Source organism: Burkholderia torrens (assembly GCF_984668525.1).
In genome coordinates, this window is the sequence record NZ_OZ480211.1 from 2424190 (window position 1) to 2440542 (window position 16353).

Below are 16353 nucleotides of genomic sequence, written 5' to 3' on the forward strand. Positions count from 1 at the left end.
CGACCGGCCAGGACACCCTCATCGTCGAGCCGGGCGATGACATGCCGATGACGGGCCGCGTTGCGCGGCCCGTGGCTTTTGTGCAGCCGCGTGGCGGCCGCTCAGGCGCGCGGCGTGTCGGGCTCGACGACGTCGCCGCCGAGCAGGTGCACGCCTTCGCGCAGCTTCACGAACGCGGCCGCGACCGCTTCCGGCTCGCCCTTCACGCCGAGGTCGATATGACGGCGCGCGTAGATGCCGCCGCGCTCCGCGTCGCCGACGCTCGGCAGGCTGAACACGCGCACGCCGGGGAAATCGCGCTCGATGCGCTCCATCAGCGGCGTGAGCGTCGATTCGGGCAGCTCGAACACGTACAGCGAGCGTTCCGCGTGCGGCGTCGCGTGATGCAGGTGCGCGTACTTCGTGTCGAGCACCCATTCGATCATCGGCCACGCCATCACGGGGAAGCCCGGCACGAAATGCAGGTCGCCGACCGAGAAGCCGGGGATGCGGTTATAGCCGTTCGGGATGATCGTGGCGCCAACCGGGAACACGCCCATGTTGAAGCGGTGCTGGTTCTCCGGCGACTCGAAGTCGACCGGCGTGGCCGGATCGGTGTGCGTTTCGCGGATCCGCTCCGCAATCAGCAGCTTCGCTTCCGGATGCAGTTCGAGCGGCACGCCGAGCGCGGCGGCCGCGCACTGGCGCGTGTGGTCGTCCGGCGTCGCGCCGATCCCGCCGGTCGAGAACACGATGTCGCCCGACGCGATCGCACGCGCGAGCGTCGCCGTGATGCGCGCCGGATCGTCGCCGACGTACTCGGCCCAGTCGAGCGCGAGGCCGCGCGCGCCTAGCAGCGCGATGACCTTCGCCAGATGCTTGTCCTGCCGGCGGCCCGAAAGGATTTCATCGCCGATGATGATGATGCCGATGCTCATGCCTGCCCCATGTCGATTGCGGTGGCGCGCGCGCTCGCGCGCAGGTCCTCCAGCGCGCGCAGGCAATAGTGCCCGAACCACAGCGCCGAGAAGACGAGGATGAAAGCGTATACCCAGATCATGGCGGCCGCGACGAACGGAAACAGCACCATCATCCAGATCGACGAGACCCATACGAAGGTCGGCACCGTGCCGAGCAGCCCGGTCGCGACGCCGATGCCGATCAGCGGCCAGCGGTGCTGCCGCACGACCGCACGGCGCTCGTCGCGGCTCGCGTGCAGCGCGAGCGCGTCGTAGGTCATCACGCGGTACGTGAGCCAGCCCCAGATCACCGGCGGCAGCAGCGCGAAGAACGGCGGAATCAGCCACAGCGGGATCGTGACGACCAGCAGCACGACGCCGACGAGCGCCGCGCCGAGCGAATTGACCGCGCTGCCGAGGAAGGTGCCGCCGCGCTTCGGCTCGAGCGCCGCGAACTGCCGGTTCGACAGGTGCTTGATCACGACCGGCATCGAGATCGTCGCGATCAGCAGCAGCACCGTCAGCACGATCAGCGGGATCGCGAGCGACACGACCACGAACGGCGCGACGACCGCATGCAGCTGCGACATGCCGATCGCGTCGAACGCGCGATACAGCATCGCCGTCAGCACGAAGCCGTCGAGCGCGCCGCGCGCGAGATCCAGCAGCGTCTGCCACGAGAACCACAGCACGGCGCCCCACAGCAGCGCCGAGACGACGAACGGCATCAGGGTGAGCCACAGCATGCGCGGGTGCAGCGCGCTGGCGAGCGCCCGGACGAAAGAGCGCAGCAAGTCGTTCATGCGAGCCTGTATCGACGGAGAAAAACGGGGAAAGGATAAACCACACGGCCCGCATGCGCCGAAGCGCATGCGGGCCGTGTGGGAATGCCGTTCAACGGGAGCGGAATCGCGTCAGGCCGACGCCGCGCCGCGCTTGGCGGGGAACAGGCGCCGGAAGATCCGCACGAACGCGAGGCCGTGCTGCGACCAGAAGCCGTCGCCGTAGGACACGCCCTCGACCTGCTCGCGGATGCCGGTCGGCTCGACCGTGCGGTTCCACGACGCGGTGCCGAACATCATGTCCCACCACGGGAACAGCACGCCGAAGTTGCAGCCGTACTTGGTGCCTTCATGACCGTAGCCGACCGCGTGGTGGCGCCGGTGGAAGATCGGGCTGACGAGCAGGCGCTCGCCGAGCCAGCCGAACGACAGGCGCGCATTCGTATGCTGGATGCTCTGCATGAAGTTCGTGACCGCGGTCAGTACGACGAACTGCGACGGCGTCACGCCGATCACGAGCGCGATCGCCGCGAAGAAGCACGACTGGATCACGTCGTCGAGCAGGTGGTTGCGGTCGTCGCACCACAGCGACATCTGCCGCTGGCTGTGATGGACCGCGTGCAGTTCCCACCAGATGCCGAACTTGTGCTGCCAGCGGTGATACCAGTAGCCGGCGAAATCGAGCACGACGAGGTAGATCGCGAACGCGATGATCGGCTTCGAGGTCACGCCCGGCCACAGATAGTCGAGGTTGACGTTCGCGACGCCGTGCAGGCGCAGCCACGCCTGGACGTTGTCGAACACCGGCTGCAGCGCGAAGAAGAAGAACAGCGTGTAGATGCCGAGCTTCGAGATCGCCGTGTAGATCACGTCGACCCGCACCGCGCGGCGGTTCTTCCAGCGCTCGACCGGCAGCAGCGCCTCGAGCGGGCGCAGCAGCGCGAACATCAGCACCATCTGCAGCGCGCCGATGATCACCCAGTACAGCGCGTCGTAGGTGTCCTCGTCATAGTCCATCAGGTTGAACTTGAAGAGGAGCGGCTGCACGACGTCGACGTACAGCCAAGTCTGGATGTCCGACACGAACGCATCGATCAGGTGCAGCATCGTCCGCCTCCGCCCGTCACGCGCCGTTCGCAGCCTTCCACGGCGCGCGGTCGTAGAAGTAGATGCCGTGCGGCGAGCGGCCGACGGAGATCGTCTGCACCAGCTTGCGCGACGCCAGATCGATGATCCCGACCTTCTTCGCGAAGCGGAACGTCACCCACAGCGTCTTCTTGTCGGCGGACAGCTCCATGTCGTCGGGGCCCGGCAGCAGGCCGGTGATGTCGCCAACCTTGGTGAGCGTGATCTCGTCGATGATGCTGATCGTGTTCGCGACCCGGTTCGTGATCGCGACGTGCGTGCCGTCGGCGAGCGAGCGGAAGTTGTGCGCGCCCTTGCCGGTCTGGATCGTCTTCACGACCTTCTGATTGCGCCAGTCGACGACCGCGATGTAATCGGCGCCCGTCATGCCGACCAGCAGGTATTTGTCGTCCGGCGTCATCCACAGGCCCGCCGGCACCTTGCCGACCGGCATCTTCCACTTGACCGTCTGCGTCGCGAGGTCGACCGCCGCGATCTCGCCGGACACCTGCAGCGACACGAGCACGGTCTTGCTGTCCTTCGTGAACGCGAGGTGGCTCGGCATCACCGCGAGCGGCAGGCGCTTCACGAGATGCAGGTCGCGGCCGTCGTAGCTGTAGATGTCGAGCCGGTCGAGGCGCAGCCCGGTCGACACGAACCACTTCTTGTCAGGCGAGAAGCCGAGCTGGTACGGATCCTCGATGCCTTCGACCGTGCGCTGCAGCTTGCCGGTCTTCGGATCGACGAACATCAGGCTGTTCGAGACCGAATTTGCGACGATCAGCGACGAATTGTCGGGCGTCGCCATCAAATGGTGCGGTTCCTTGCCGGTCGGCATCGTGGAAACGACTTCGCGGGACTGCTGGTCGATCAGGGAAAGCGTCGCTTCGGCCGAATTGAGGACGATCACGTTGTTCGCGTGTGCGGCGGGCGCCAGCACGGCGGCGGCCAGCGCAAGCGTGCGGCCGAAGGAAAGGAAAGTGCGCATGAAGACTCACGTCGTGGAACAGCAGTGATTGTAGAACGTTCGGCGGGCCCCTCCGGTTGACCCAGGCCGGTATTGCGCCACTTCGCCGGCTGCCGCAGCAGCCGGACGAGCCGCCGCGGCAGGCGCCGCGCGGCCGGCCGGGGCCGGCCGCCGGTGCGGGCCCGGGACGCCGATGTTGCGCTAGCGCTGCATCGACTCCCAGACCTTGTGCAGACGCTTGACAGAGACAGGCATCGGCGTGCGCAGTTCCTGCGCGAACAGCGAAATCCGCAGTTCCTCGAGCAGCCAGCGGAATTCCGCGAGCCGCGGGTCGGCGACGCCGCCGCGCTGCGACACCGCGCGCTGGTACTGCTGGGCGAGCGGCAGCAGGTCGGCCGACTGCTTCGCGTCGCGCGCCGGATCGGCCTTCAGCTTGTCGATCCGCAACGCGATGCCCTTCAGGTAGCGCGGAAAGTGCGCCAGCTGCGTGTAAGGCGTGTCGATCACGAAGCGCTTGCCGACCAGCGCGGCGAGCTGCTGCTGCAGGTCTGCATGCGCCTGCGCGAACGGCTTCGCCTGCGCGAGCTTCTTCACGAGGCCCGCGTATTCGGCCAGGATCTGCCCGACGAGCCGTGCGATTTCCTGCGCGAGCAGATTCAGGCGGCTCCGGCCCTCGTCGCGGCGCGCGTGGAAGGTCGCGTCGTCGTCGGGCAGCGGCTCCTGCAGGCACGCGCGATCGAGCGCCGTGTCGATCAGCTGGTCGCGCAGCTCGTCCTGCGTGCCGAGCGACATGTACTGCATCGCCATCTCGCGCAGGCCCGGCAGGTTCTTCTCGAGGAACTTGATCGGCTCCTTCAGCTGCAGCGCGAACAGCCGCCGCAGGCCGGCCCGGTGGATCCGCGCGGCCTCCTCCGGCGAGTCGAACACCTCGACGTCGCAATGTGTGCCGCGGTCGACGAGCGCCGGGTAGCCGTACAGCGTCTGGCCGCGCCGGCGGATTTCGAGCAGCTCGGGCAGCTTGCCGAAATTCCAGGTCGTCAGGTTCTCGTACAGCGCCGTCGCGCCGGCTTCCGCCGGAGCGGCCGTCTGCGGCGCCGCGCCCTTGCCTGCCTTCGCGTTGCGGCCGACGGCACCGGCAGCACCCGCCGCCGACGGCGCCGGGCCGCCCGGCTGGCCGGCATCGGCGTCGCCGCCCGCCGCGATCGTCGACGCTGCCGCGATCTTCTGGAACTGCTGCTGTGCCTGCGCACCCAGCTCCTGGCGAAGCTGCGCGAGATTGCGCCCCATCGCCAGCTGGCGGCCGTGCTCGTCGATCACCTTGAAATTCATGAACAGGTGCGCGGGCAGCGTCTCGAGCTTGAAGTCGGCCGTTTTCATCGCGATTTGCGTCTCGCCGCGCACGTCGGCGATCAGCGCCTCGACGAGCCCGCCCGCGCCGAAGCGCTCGCGGCCCATCCGCTCGACGAAGCCGGCCGCGTACTCGGGCAGCGGCACGCAGTGCCGGCGCAGCTTCTGCGGCAGCGACTTCAGCAGCAGCTGCACCTTTTCCTTCAGCATCCCCGGCACGAGCCACTCGCAGCGCCGTGCGTCGACCTGGTTCAGCGCGTACAACGGCACCGCGAGCGTCACGCCGTCGCGCGCCGTGCCGGGCTCGAAGTGGTACGTGAGCGCCATCTCGACGCCGGCCATCGTCGCGCGCTTCGGGAACAGCTCGGTCGTCACGCCGGCCGCCTCGTGACGCATCAGGTCGTCGCGCGACAGGTACAGCAGCCGTTGCTTGTCCTCCGCCTGGCCGCCCTTCTTCACCTCGTCGCGATACCAGCGCTCGAACGCGACGCCCGTATGGATCCCTTCCGGGATCGCCTGGTCGTAGTACGCGTAGATCAGCTCGTCGTCGACCAGCACGTCCTGCCGGCGCGACTTGTGCTCGAGCTGCTCGATGTCGGCGAGCAGCTTGCGGTTGTGCGCGAAGAACGGCAGCTTCGTGTCGAACTCGCCTTCGACCAGCGCGCCGCGGATGAACAGTTCGCGTGCGCGCGCCGGATCCTGCTTGCCGAACGCGACGCGCCGGCGGTGATAGATCGGCAGCCCGTACAGCGTCGCGCGCTCGTACGCGCTGACCTGCGCCGGACGTTTCTCCCAGTGCGGTTCCGACAGCGATTTCTTCAGCAGGTGCGCGCCGATCTTCTCGACCCATTCGGGCTCGATCTTCGCGAGGCAGCGCGCGTACAGCCGGCTCGTCTCGACGAGCTCGGCCGCCATCACCCAGCGGCCGGCCTTCTTCGCGAGCACGGAGCCCGGCCACAGGTAGAACTTGATCCCGCGCGCGCCGAGATAGTGCGGATCGTCGTCGGCTTTCAGGCCGAGGTTGCCGAGCAGGCCCGTCAACAGGGCCAGATGGACCTGTTCATAGGTCGCCTCGACTTCGTTCAGGCGCCAGCCGTGCTCGCGCACGACGGTCAGCAGCTGCGAATGGACGTCGCGCCACTCGCGCAGCCGCAGGTGCGACAGGAAGTTCTGCCGGCACGCGTCGATCAACTGGCGATTCGACTTCTTGTGCGCGACGGCCTCCTCGAACCACGCCCAGATCTTCAGCCACTGCAGGAATTCGGAACGCTCGTCGGCAAACCGGCGGTGTGCCTGGTCGGCCTGCTCCTGCGCTTCGATCGGCCGGTCGCGCGGGTCCTGCACGGACAGCGCACTCGCGATGATCAGCACCTCGCGCAGCGACTGCTGGTCGCGCGCGGCGAGAATCATCCGGCCGACGCGCGGGTCGAGCGGCAGCCGCGCGAGTTCGCGGCCGAGCGGCGTCAGCGCGTTGTCGTCGTCGACCGCGCCGAGTTCGTTGAGCAGTTGATAGCCGTCCGCGATCGCACGGCCGGGCGGCGGTTCGAGGAACGGGAACGACTCGATCGCCGTCAGGTGCAGCGACTTCATCCGCAGGATTACCGACGCGAGCGACGAGCGCAGGATTTCCGGATCGGTGAAGCGCGCGCGCGCCTGGTAGTCGCTTTCCTCGTACAAGCGGATGCAGATGCCGTCGGCCACGCGGCCGCAACGGCCCGCGCGCTGGTTCGCGGCCGCCTGCGAGATCGACTCGACCTGCAGCTGCTCGACCTTGTTCCGGTACGAATAGCGCTTCACGCGCGCGAGGCCGGTGTCGACCACGTAGCGGATGCCCGGCACCGTCAGCGACGTTTCGGCCACGTTGGTCGCGAGCACGATCCGGCGCGCATTGGACGCCTTGAATACCTTGTCCTGGTCGGCCGCCGAGAGCCGCGCGAACAACGGCAGGATCTCGGTGTGCGGCGGATGGTGCTTGCGCAGCGCCTCGGCCGCCTCGCGGATCTCGCGCTCGCCGGGCAGGAACACCAGCACGTCGCCGGGGCCTTCGCGGCACAGCTCGTCGACCGCGTCGACGATCGCGTCCATCAGGTCGCGCTCGGCTTCGCGCGCGGTCTTCACGCGGTCGCGGCCGCCCGTGCCTTCGGCGTTCTTCACGGCCGGGCGATCCTCGGCCACCGGGCGGTAGCGCATCTCGACCGGATACAGCCGCCCGCTCACCTCGATCACGGGCGCCGGGCGCTCGTCGGTGCCGAAATGGCGCGCGAAGCGATCGGCGTCGATCGTCGCGGACGTGACGATCAGCTTCAGGTCCGGCCGCCGCGGCAGGATTTCCTTCAGGTAGCCGAGCAGGAAGTCGATGTTCAGGCTGCGCTCGTGCGCCTCGTCGATGATCAGCGTGTCGTACGCCTTCAGCAGCGGATCGGTCTGCGTCTCGGCGAGCAGGATACCGTCCGTCATCAGCTTCACGGACGCGCCCGGCGCGAGATTGTCGGTAAAGCGCACCTTGTAGCCGACCACCTCGCCGAACGGCGTGCCGAGTTCCTCGGCGATCCGGCGGCCGGTCGACGACGCGGCGAGCCGGCGCGGCTGCGTATGGCCGATCAGGCCCGTGCCGCCGGCGCCGAGGCCGCGGCCGAGATCGAGACAGATCTTCGGCAACTGGGTGGTCTTGCCCGACCCCGTTTCGCCGCAGACGATGACAACCTGATGACCGGCGATCGCGCGCGCGATTTCGTCGCGCTTGCCCGACACGGGCAGGCTTTCGGGATACGTGATCGGCGGAACGGGATTCGGTGCGACGACGGCGCGCGGCGGACGCTCGCGGCGCGGCGGCCGCTCGACCGTTGCCTGCGGTGCGCCCTTCGCGGCCGGCTGGCGCGCATCGCCGCGCCGTTCGTCGCTGCGCGGCCCGCGCGGTGCGGGTGCCGGCGTGCTCGCCGGCTTGTCCTGCTGCTCGCGCGCATCGGCCGCACCATCCGGGTGCCGGGCCGACGGCGTATTGGCCCGCGTCGGCGCGGGACTTTTAGAAACATTCGACATGGGGGCGCATTATAATCCCGCCCATGAATTCCCAAACCGACCTCCCTCCCGCCCAGACCGGCGCCGCGACGCCGCCGGCCGCCGACGATTCGGCCGCCAGCCACGCGCAGTTCGTCGACTGGATGCGCTCCGTCGCGCCCTATATCCACAAGTTCCGCAACAGCACGTTCGTCGTGGGGTTTGGGGGCGAGGTGGTGCAGCAGGGGCTGCTGAACGCGCTCGTGTCCGACATCGCGCTCCTGCAGGCGATGGGCATACAGATCGTGCTCGTGCACGGCTCGCGCCCGCAGGTCGAGGAGCAGCTGAGCCTGCACGGTGTCGAATCCGAGTTTTCGCACGGCCTGCGCATTACCGATGCGCGCGCGCTCGAATCCGCGAAGGAAGCGGCCGGCGAAGTGCGTCTCGACATCGAGGCCGCGATCAGCCAAGGTCTGCCGAACTCGCCGATGGCGCACGCGCACATCAGCGTCGTGTCGGGCAACTTCGTGACCGCGCGGCCGGTGGGGATTCTCGACGGGGTCGATTTCGCGCACACGGGCATCGTGCGCAAGATCGACGCCGAATCGATCCGTCATTCGCTCGCGAGCCGCAAGCTCGTGCTGCTGTCGCCGCTCGGTTTCTCGCCGACCGGTGAGGCATTCAACCTGTCGATGGAAGACGTCGCGTCGGCGGCCGCGATCGCACTGCGCGCCGACAAGATCATCTTCCTGACCGAAGCGCCCGGCATCGTCGACGACGAAGGCGAGCTGGTACGCGAAATGTCGCTCGACGCGGCGGCCGAGCTGCTCGATTCCGGTAACGTCCAGGGCGACGACGCGTTCTTCCTGAAGCACTCGATCCGCGCGTGCCGCGGCGGCGTGACGCGGGCCCACCTGATCCCGCAGTCACTCGACGGCAGCATGCTGCTCGAACTGTTCCTGCACGATGGCGTCGGCACGATGATCTCGTACGAGAACCTCGAGAGCCTGCGCGAGGCGACGCCTGACGACGTCGGCGGCATCCTGTCGCTGATCGAGCCGCTCGAGTCGGACGGCACGCTGGTACGACGCGGCCGCCACCAGATCGAACGCGACATCGACCACTTCTCGGTGATCGAGCACGATGGCGTGCTGTTCGGCTGCGCGGCGCTGTACCCGTACCAGCAGGAGAAGATCGGAGAGATGGCGTGCCTGACGGTCGCGCCGGAAGCGCAAGGCTCGGGCGACGGCGAACGCCTGCTCAAGCGCATCGAGCAGCGCGCCCGCGCGCGCGGCCTCACGCACATCTTCGTGCTCACGACGCGCACCGAGCACTGGTTCCTCAAGCGCGGCTTCGTCAAGGTCAGCGTCGACGACCTGCCGGAAGACCGCCGCAAACTCTATAACTGGCAGCGCAAGTCGCTCGTGCTGATGAAGCAGCTCTGAGCGCAGGCACGACTGCCCTCCCCCCAGACCGATTACAGGAGAAGTACACGATGGCTCGAATGATCCAATGCGCGAAGCTCGGCAAGGAAGCCGAAGGCCTCGATTTCCCGCCGCTGCCGGGCGAACTCGGCAAGCGCATTTACGAGAGCGTCTCGAAGGAAGCGTGGCAGGGCTGGCTCAAGCAGCAGACGATGCTGATCAACGAAAACCGCCTGAACATGGCCGACCCGCGCGCGCGCCAGTACCTGATGAAGCAGACGGAAAAGTACTTCTTCGGCGACGGCGCGGACCAGGCGTCCGGCTACGTGCCGCCGACGGAAGGCTGATGACGTGACGCGCGGCGCCGGCAGGTGGCCGCGCGACCCGACGAAAAACGGCACCGTGCTCAGACACGGTGCCGTTTTTCTTTTGGGCCCGGGCGATCGGCGCGAGTCAACCGGCCGGTTGCAGCGCGCCGCCGTCGCCCGGCTGTTGCGGGCTCCCGCTCGCGCTTTCGGCACCGCCGCCTTCGGTGCCCCATTCGGCCGCATCGCTGCGTTCGGCCGTCGACAGTTCGTCCGCGCGATATCCGGTGCGATTCAGCAGCGCCAGCATGCAGACGAGCGACACGAACGCGTAGAGCCCCGACGCGACCGCGACGCCGACGATGCTGCCCGTCGCGTTGAGGATCGCCTGCGCGAGCACCGGCGTGCCGCCGCCCACGACCAGCGCGCTCAGCTGATACGCGAGCGACAGGCCCGTGTAGCGGATGTTGGCCGGAAACACGCGTGCGAGCACACCGCCGACCGCGCCGTAGAACATCGCCGACGGAATCGTCGAGATACACATGCCCGCGACGGCAACTGCGTACGAACGCGTCGCGAGCGCATGGAACATCACCGGCATCAGCACGATCTCCGGAATCAGGATCCAGCACATCGCGCGCCGCATGTCGACCTTCGACACGAACCATGCGCCGACCGGCTGCATCAGGAACTGCACGACGAGCGAGATCGACAGGATGCCGAGGAACGTGCCCTGCGCGTAGCCGAGTTCCTTCGTCGCCCACGACAGCGCGAACGTGCTGCGGAAATACGTGACGTTGATTACCGGCAGCGTGCCGGCCGCGAGCAGCACGACTACCCAGTGATCGCGCACGACGTCGCGCAGCGGCAGCGTCACCGTGCGCTTGCGCGCGAGCACGCGCTGCATGTCGGCCGATTCCTCGAGCTTCAGCCGGATCACCATGCCGATGATCACGAGCACGGCCGACAGCAGGAACGGGATGCGCCAGCCCCACATCAGGAACGACGGCGTAGGCAGCGCGCTCAGCGCGAAGAACGCGGCCGTGGCCAGCAGGTTGCCGGTGGGCGAGCCCTGCTGCGCGAACGCCGCGTACAGGATGCTGCGGTGCTTGGGCGCATTCTCGCTCGCGATCAGCACCGCGCCGCCCCACTCGCCGCCGACCGCGATGCCCTGCAGCACGCGCAGCACGACGAGGCCGGCCGGCGCCCAGACGCCGATCTGCGCATAGCCGGGCAGCAGGCCGATGCCGGTCGTCGCGAGCCCCATCATCACCAGCGTGATCACGAGCGCGGTCTTGCGGCCGACGCGATCGCCGAGATGCCCGAACACGATGCCGCCGAGCGGCCGCGCGGCGAAGCCGGCCCAGAACGTGACGAACGCGAGCAGCGTCGCGACGCCGGGGTCCATCGTGCTTGCAAAGAACACCTTGCCGAACACGAGCGCCGCGGCCGTGCCGTAGATGTAGAAGTCGTACCACTCGATCGTGGTGCCGACGAACGCCGCGAAGGCGGCGCGGCCAGGCCGCGGCTGCGCGGCGCTCGGGGATTGCGGACGGCTCATCGATGTCTCCATATGGGTGTTCGGGGGCGTGACTCGCGCGCGCCTTTCCCGGGTGGCCGGCATCACGCCGCCGGCCGGCGGCGTCGTGTCAGTCGGGTGCCTGATCCGTGGCCGTCTTCAGCACGCCGGCGTCGAGCAGTTGCTGCTGAAGCGCCCGATCGACGCCGAGCCGGTCGAGCACCGCACGCGTGTCGCGACCGAGCGCGGGCGGCGGCGAACGATAGGTGGCCGGCGTGCGCGACAGCTTCACCGGCGACGCAGTGCCGCGATACACGCCGATCTCGACGAACAGGTTCCGGTGCAGCGCATGCGGATCGTGCGCGACGTCGGCCACCGTCCGTACCGGCCCGCACGGCACGCCGGCCGCCATCAGGTCGTGCGCGAGCGGCTCGCATGCGTGCGCGGCGAGCCGCGCTTCCAGTTCGGCCTTCAGCTCGGGCCGGTGTGCGCAGCGGCTGCGGTTGTCGACGAAGCGCGCGTCGCCGGCGAGCGCCGGCGCACCGAGATGCGCGACGAGCCGCGCGAACTGCCGGTCGTTGCCGACCGCGAGGAAGATCGGCACGGTCGCCGTGCGGTAGCTGTCGTACGGCGCGATGTTCGGATGCGCGTTGCCGCTGCGCTCGGGCACACGGGCCGAGCCAAAGAAATTCGGCAGGTGCGGATGCAGCAGCGACACGCCGCAGTCGTACAGCGCGATGTCGATCGACTGCCCGAGCCCGCTCTTCTCGCGCTCGGCAAGCGCCAGCAGGATGCCGGCGAGCGCGTTGAGCCCCGTGACCATGTCGACGATCGGCAGGCCGATGCGCGTCGCGTCGCCGTCGCGTTCGCCGTTGACGCTCATCAGCCCGGCCATCGCCTGGATCACCGCGTCGTAGCCGGGCAGCCCGCCGAGCGGGCCGTCGTCGCCGAAGCCCGTCACCGCGCAGTGGATCAGCCGCGGGAAGCGCGGCTGCAGGTCGCGTGCATAGTCCATCCCCCAGCGCGCGAGCGTGCCGGGCTTGAAGTTCTCGACGAGCACGTCGGCCTCTTCGAGCAGGTGCCACAGGATCGCGCGTCCTTCGTTGCGCGACAGGTCGAGCGCGAGCCCTTCCTTGTTGCGGTTGACGCCCATGAAGTACCAGGCCGTGTCGCCGAGGAACGGCGGCCCCCAGCCGCGGGTTTCATCGCCGGCAGGCGGCTCGATCTTGACCACCGTCGCACCGTGGTCGGCGAGCGCCTGCGTGCAGTACGGGCCGCCGAGCACGCGGCTCAGGTCGACGACTTTCAGGCCGTCCAGTGCGCCGCGGGTTGCGTTCGTTGCGTTCGTCGCGCTCATCGTTCGACCTCCGGCAGCAGGTCGAGCGCAGTATCGAGCGCGACCGGCGTGCCGCGCAGCAGCGCATCGAACGCCGCCGGCTCGTCGTCGCGCGACGCCGGCGCGAGCGGATCGACCGGCAGCAGCTTGTGGCGCACGATCAGGTGCGCGAGCGCGAGGCGCCGGTAATCCGGTGCAAGACCCACGCCCTCGCAGGCCATCAGCACGGCCGCGCTCGCGTAGTACAGCGCGGACGCGGCCTGCCGCACGTGTGCGTCGTCGCCTTCCGCCGCGACCCGCGCCAGCGCATCGCAGGCGCGCGCGAGAATGCGCCGCAGCGCCGCGCGGCTCGCATCGGGCAGCGGTGCTGCACCCAGACGGTCGCCCAGGAACGCGCGCAGCGCATCGAGCGCATGCTCGCGCTGCGCGGCCCGCGCGACGTCCAGCGCGACGATGTTGCTCGTGCCTTCCCAGATCGAGCCGAGATGCGCGTCGCGCACGAGCCTCGCGTCGCTCCATTCCTCGATGTAGCCCGTGCCGCCGCGCACTTCCATCGCATCGCCCGTCACGCGGCGCGCGTCGCGGCACGCGCGGAATTTGATCAGCGGCGTCAGGATCCGCACGCAGCGCGCGGCCTGCTCGTCACCGCCATCGGCCTGCGGCAGCAGCAGCGCAATCTGCATGAACATCGCGCGGGCGGCTTCGGCCGGCAGCAGCATCTTCATCAGCTGGCGCTGCATCAGCGGCATCTCGATCAGCTTGCGGCCGAACGCCTCGCGATGCGCGGCAACGTGCAGCGCCTCGTTCAGCGCGCGCCGCATCAGCCCCGCCGCGCGCACGCCGTTCGACAGCCGCGACATGTTGATCATGTCGGCCATCTGGTGGAAACCGCGGCCGATCTCGCCGATCAGGTACGCCTGCGCGCCTTCGAGCGCGATCTCGCCGCTCGCCATCGAACGGCTGCCGAGCTTGTCCTTCAGGCGCACGATCCGGTAGCGGTTGCGCGTGCCGTCCGGCAGCGTCTTCGGCAGCAGGAACAACGCGAGACCCTTGATGCCGTCCGGCGCGCCGTCGGGCCGCGCGAGCACCATCGCGAGATCGGCGTCCGCGTTCGAGCAGAACCACTTGTCGCCGATCAGGCGCCAGACGGTCTCGCCCCGCGCGTCCGTCTCGCGCACGGCGCGCGTCGCGATCCTCGCGACGTCGGAGCCGGCCGCCTGCTCGGTCATGAACATCGCGCCCTGGTACAACGTGTCGAAGTCACGCGATGCAAGCATCGGCAGGTAGCGTGCGACGAGCGCCGGATCGCCGAAGCGGCGCAACGTGCGCGTCAGCGAATCGGTCATGCTGACCGGGCAGCACAGACCGAATTCCGCCTGCACGAACAGAAACGTCAACGCGTACTTGACGAGTGGCGGCACGGTTTCAGCCCCGTGACTGAGCGATGCGAGCCCGAGCTCCGCATACGCGACGCGTTCGAGCGCGACATAGGCGGGATCCTTGTCGATCCGCTGCACGGCCTCGCCGCGCCGGTTGCGGTGCTCGAGCACGGGTGGATGCTTGTCCGCACGCGACGCCCATTCGTCGAGCTCGCCCGACACGCGTGCGCCGAGCGCGCGCAGCCGCGGCTCGAGTGCCGCATAGCGCGCGTCGCCGAGATGCAGCTTCAGCAATGCGCCGAGATCAGGGTCGGCGGTAAAGAAATTGATGCCCCGGCTGTCGGGGATATTGGATGCGCCGGCGTCCGGCGTGCGAGCGGTGTCGTTCATGCATGCGTCTCCTGGATTGCCTGCACGTCGGCCGGAGGCGCAGCAGCGGCGCCCGGCCAGTCCCGCGCGAAGCCTTCCGCAGAGCGTAGGCGCGCGATCGATAAGCGTCCAATACACGATTTATCCGGTACGATAGATATTGCTTATCGATGCCGACGCCGGGAGGAGACACCATGGAACTAAGGCAGTTGCGCTACTTCGTGGCGGTCGCCGAGGAACTGCATTTCGGGCGCGCGGCGAAACGCCTGTTCATCTCGCAGCCGGCGCTGAGTTTCGACATCCGCAAGTTCGAGGACGCGCTCGGCGTGCAGCTGTTCTCGCGCACCAACAAGGCCGTCGCGCTGACCAATGCGGGCGAGGTGCTGCTCGGCGAAGCGCGCCGTCTGCTGCTGCAGGCGGCCGAAGCCGAGCGCCTGACGGTGCGCTCCGCGTCGGGCCTCGCGGGCCGACTGCGAATCGGCTTCGTCCATTCGATGCTGTATCGGGGGCTGCCCGATGCGGTGCGGCGCTTCGAGGCCGACTACCCGGGCGTCGAGGTCGTGCTGAGCGAGATGAACACGCAGGCGCAGGTGCGGGCGATCCAGCGCGGCCAGATCGATCTCGGCTACGCGCACTGGGGCCACTTCCCGCCCGAGGTCGAATCGGTGCCCGTCTATGCGGAGCCGTTCGTGTGCTGCCTGCCGGCCACGCATCCGCTCGCCCGGCGCAAGCAGGTCGCGCTCACCGCGCTCGCAGCGGAACCGTTTATCCTGTTTCCACGCGACGCGGCGCCGCACTATCACGACCTGATCATCGCGCAGTGCGTGAACGCGGGATTCAGTCCGCTGATCCGCCACGAAGCGCGGCTGTGGCAGACGATCCTGTCGATGATCGAGTTCGGAATGGGCGTTGCGCTGGTACCGCGCGTGCTGCAGCAGGCGAAGAGCGACCGGCTAGCGTTCCGGCCGCTGAAGGATGCATCGCTCGAATCGCGCACGCTCGCGCTGAAGCGCAGCGGTGCTGCCGAACCGGTCGCGCTGCAGTTCGCCGACTACGTGCGCGCGTCGATCGACGGGCTGCCTGCTCTGGCGGGTTGAGCACGCGGCTCGCGAACCGGTGCTTGCGGCTATCTGAAAAAATTTGCAGAAAGTACTTTACGAACCCCAAAAGCTCTGACATAATTTCATTCTTCTTCGGGCGGTTAGCTCAGCGGTAGAGCACTGCCTTCACACGGCAGGGGTCACTGGTTCGATCCCAGTACCGCCCACCAAGGATTCATCGGTGTGTGAGCCCGAAGAACAAAGGCCCTCAGGCGTAAGCCGAGGGCCTTTTTCTTTGCAGCCGAACTTGGCGAATTCAGCCTTTTGGCGCAGACGTGGCGCACTCAGACGATAAGCCCGGACGCAACAAGAACCACATAGTCTGGAGCATCGATGCCATCAAACTGGAAGGACTACTGGCGCGCGGAAGTTCGTCGTCGTGGCTAGCCGCCGGCACGCACCAAACCCGCCATGCACGGGAGAAAGGACTGCTCATCAGACATGGCAAACGTCAGCGCGTCGTGCTCTCACAGGACTTCCCGCGAAACGCCATGGTGGAAGTCGATGTAGAAACGGATGATGGCGCCCGCTAGTCGGTCACCTATATCGCCCCCATCAAACACCCAGGGCTTCGCCCCTGTCACTGGTACAAGTAATACGTGCCGGCGACGCACAAGAGGCGCACCGCCCGGCGGGCTACATTGCTGCCATCGAACGGGTCGAGTCAATCGAAGACACCGACTCGGCTGGAGTCGCGAGAGAAGGCGGCAAATACCAGGACAAAGTCGCACAGCAAGGATGATCGTTCGCTATGCTGCGTGTGAC

Annotated in this window: 11 protein-coding genes and 1 tRNA gene; 4 read left to right on the forward strand and 8 right to left on the reverse strand. The window is 68.0% G+C overall.

Annotated elements, in window-relative coordinates; genetic code table 11:
* Positions 1–101: 101 nt before the first annotated feature.
* The 5 genes from AC5LXX_RS11170 to hrpA all read right to left on the reverse strand — a co-directional run bounded on the left by AC5LXX_RS11170 (position 102) and on the right by hrpA (position 8198).
* A complete protein-coding gene (locus tag AC5LXX_RS11170) occupies positions 102–917 on the reverse strand; it encodes a competence/damage-inducible protein A (protein ID WP_493409504.1) in 816 nt (271 codons plus the stop codon).
* Positions 914–1741 carry an EI24 domain-containing protein gene (locus AC5LXX_RS11175; RefSeq protein ID WP_493409505.1) on the reverse strand — a complete coding sequence of 276 codons (828 nt, stop codon included), beginning with the start codon at positions 1739–1741 and terminating at the stop codon, positions 914–916. Before AC5LXX_RS11175 ends, AC5LXX_RS11170 begins: the two co-directional genes overlap by 4 nt.
* Positions 1742–1852: 111 nt before the next feature.
* Positions 1853–2827 carry a sterol desaturase family protein gene (locus AC5LXX_RS11180; RefSeq protein ID WP_493409506.1) on the reverse strand — a complete coding sequence of 325 codons (975 nt, stop codon included), beginning with the start codon at positions 2825–2827 and terminating at the stop codon, positions 1853–1855.
* 16 nt (positions 2828–2843) lie between these two features.
* Positions 2844–3833 carry a YVTN family beta-propeller repeat protein gene (locus tag AC5LXX_RS11185; RefSeq protein ID WP_493409507.1) on the reverse strand — a complete coding sequence of 330 codons (990 nt, stop codon included), beginning with the start codon at positions 3831–3833 and terminating at the stop codon, positions 2844–2846.
* 180 nt (positions 3834–4013) lie between these two features.
* A complete protein-coding gene (gene hrpA / locus AC5LXX_RS11190; RefSeq protein WP_493409508.1) occupies positions 4014–8198 on the reverse strand; it encodes an ATP-dependent RNA helicase HrpA in 4185 nt (1394 codons plus the stop codon).
* A 23-nt stretch (positions 8199–8221) separates the two neighbouring features.
* Between hrpA and argA the strand changes: the two genes are divergently transcribed.
* A complete protein-coding gene (argA, locus tag AC5LXX_RS11195; protein WP_014896599.1) occupies positions 8222–9601 on the forward strand; it encodes an amino-acid N-acetyltransferase in 1380 nt (459 codons plus the stop codon).
* Positions 9602–9651: 50 nt separating this feature from the next.
* A complete protein-coding gene (locus AC5LXX_RS11200) occupies positions 9652–9927 on the forward strand; it encodes an oxidative damage protection protein (RefSeq protein ID WP_006478357.1) in 276 nt (91 codons plus the stop codon).
* A 106-nt stretch (positions 9928–10033) separates the two neighbouring features.
* On the opposite strand, the gene AC5LXX_RS11205 is transcribed toward AC5LXX_RS11200, so the two are convergent.
* The 3 genes from AC5LXX_RS11205 to AC5LXX_RS11215 all read right to left on the reverse strand — a co-directional run bounded on the left by AC5LXX_RS11205 (position 10034) and on the right by AC5LXX_RS11215 (position 14509).
* A complete protein-coding gene (locus tag AC5LXX_RS11205) occupies positions 10034–11446 on the reverse strand; it encodes an MFS transporter (protein ID WP_493409509.1) in 1413 nt (470 codons plus the stop codon).
* An 88-nt stretch (positions 11447–11534) separates the two neighbouring features.
* Positions 11535–12761 carry a CaiB/BaiF CoA transferase family protein gene (locus AC5LXX_RS11210; protein ID WP_493409510.1) on the reverse strand — a complete coding sequence of 409 codons (1227 nt, stop codon included), beginning with the start codon at positions 12759–12761 and terminating at the stop codon, positions 11535–11537.
* Positions 12758–14509 carry an acyl-CoA dehydrogenase family protein gene (locus AC5LXX_RS11215; RefSeq protein ID WP_493409511.1) on the reverse strand — a complete coding sequence of 584 codons (1752 nt, stop codon included), beginning with the start codon at positions 14507–14509 and terminating at the stop codon, positions 12758–12760. The genes AC5LXX_RS11210 and AC5LXX_RS11215 overlap by 4 nt, the downstream gene beginning before the upstream one ends.
* A gap of 173 nt (positions 14510–14682) precedes the next feature.
* Between AC5LXX_RS11215 and AC5LXX_RS11220 the strand changes: the two genes are divergently transcribed.
* A complete protein-coding gene (locus AC5LXX_RS11220; RefSeq protein WP_493409512.1) occupies positions 14683–15585 on the forward strand; it encodes a LysR family transcriptional regulator in 903 nt (300 codons plus the stop codon).
* Positions 15586–15683: 98 nt separating this feature from the next.
* A tRNA-Val gene (locus AC5LXX_RS11225) sits at positions 15684–15758 on the forward strand.
* The last annotated feature ends 595 nt before the right edge of the window (positions 15759–16353 follow it).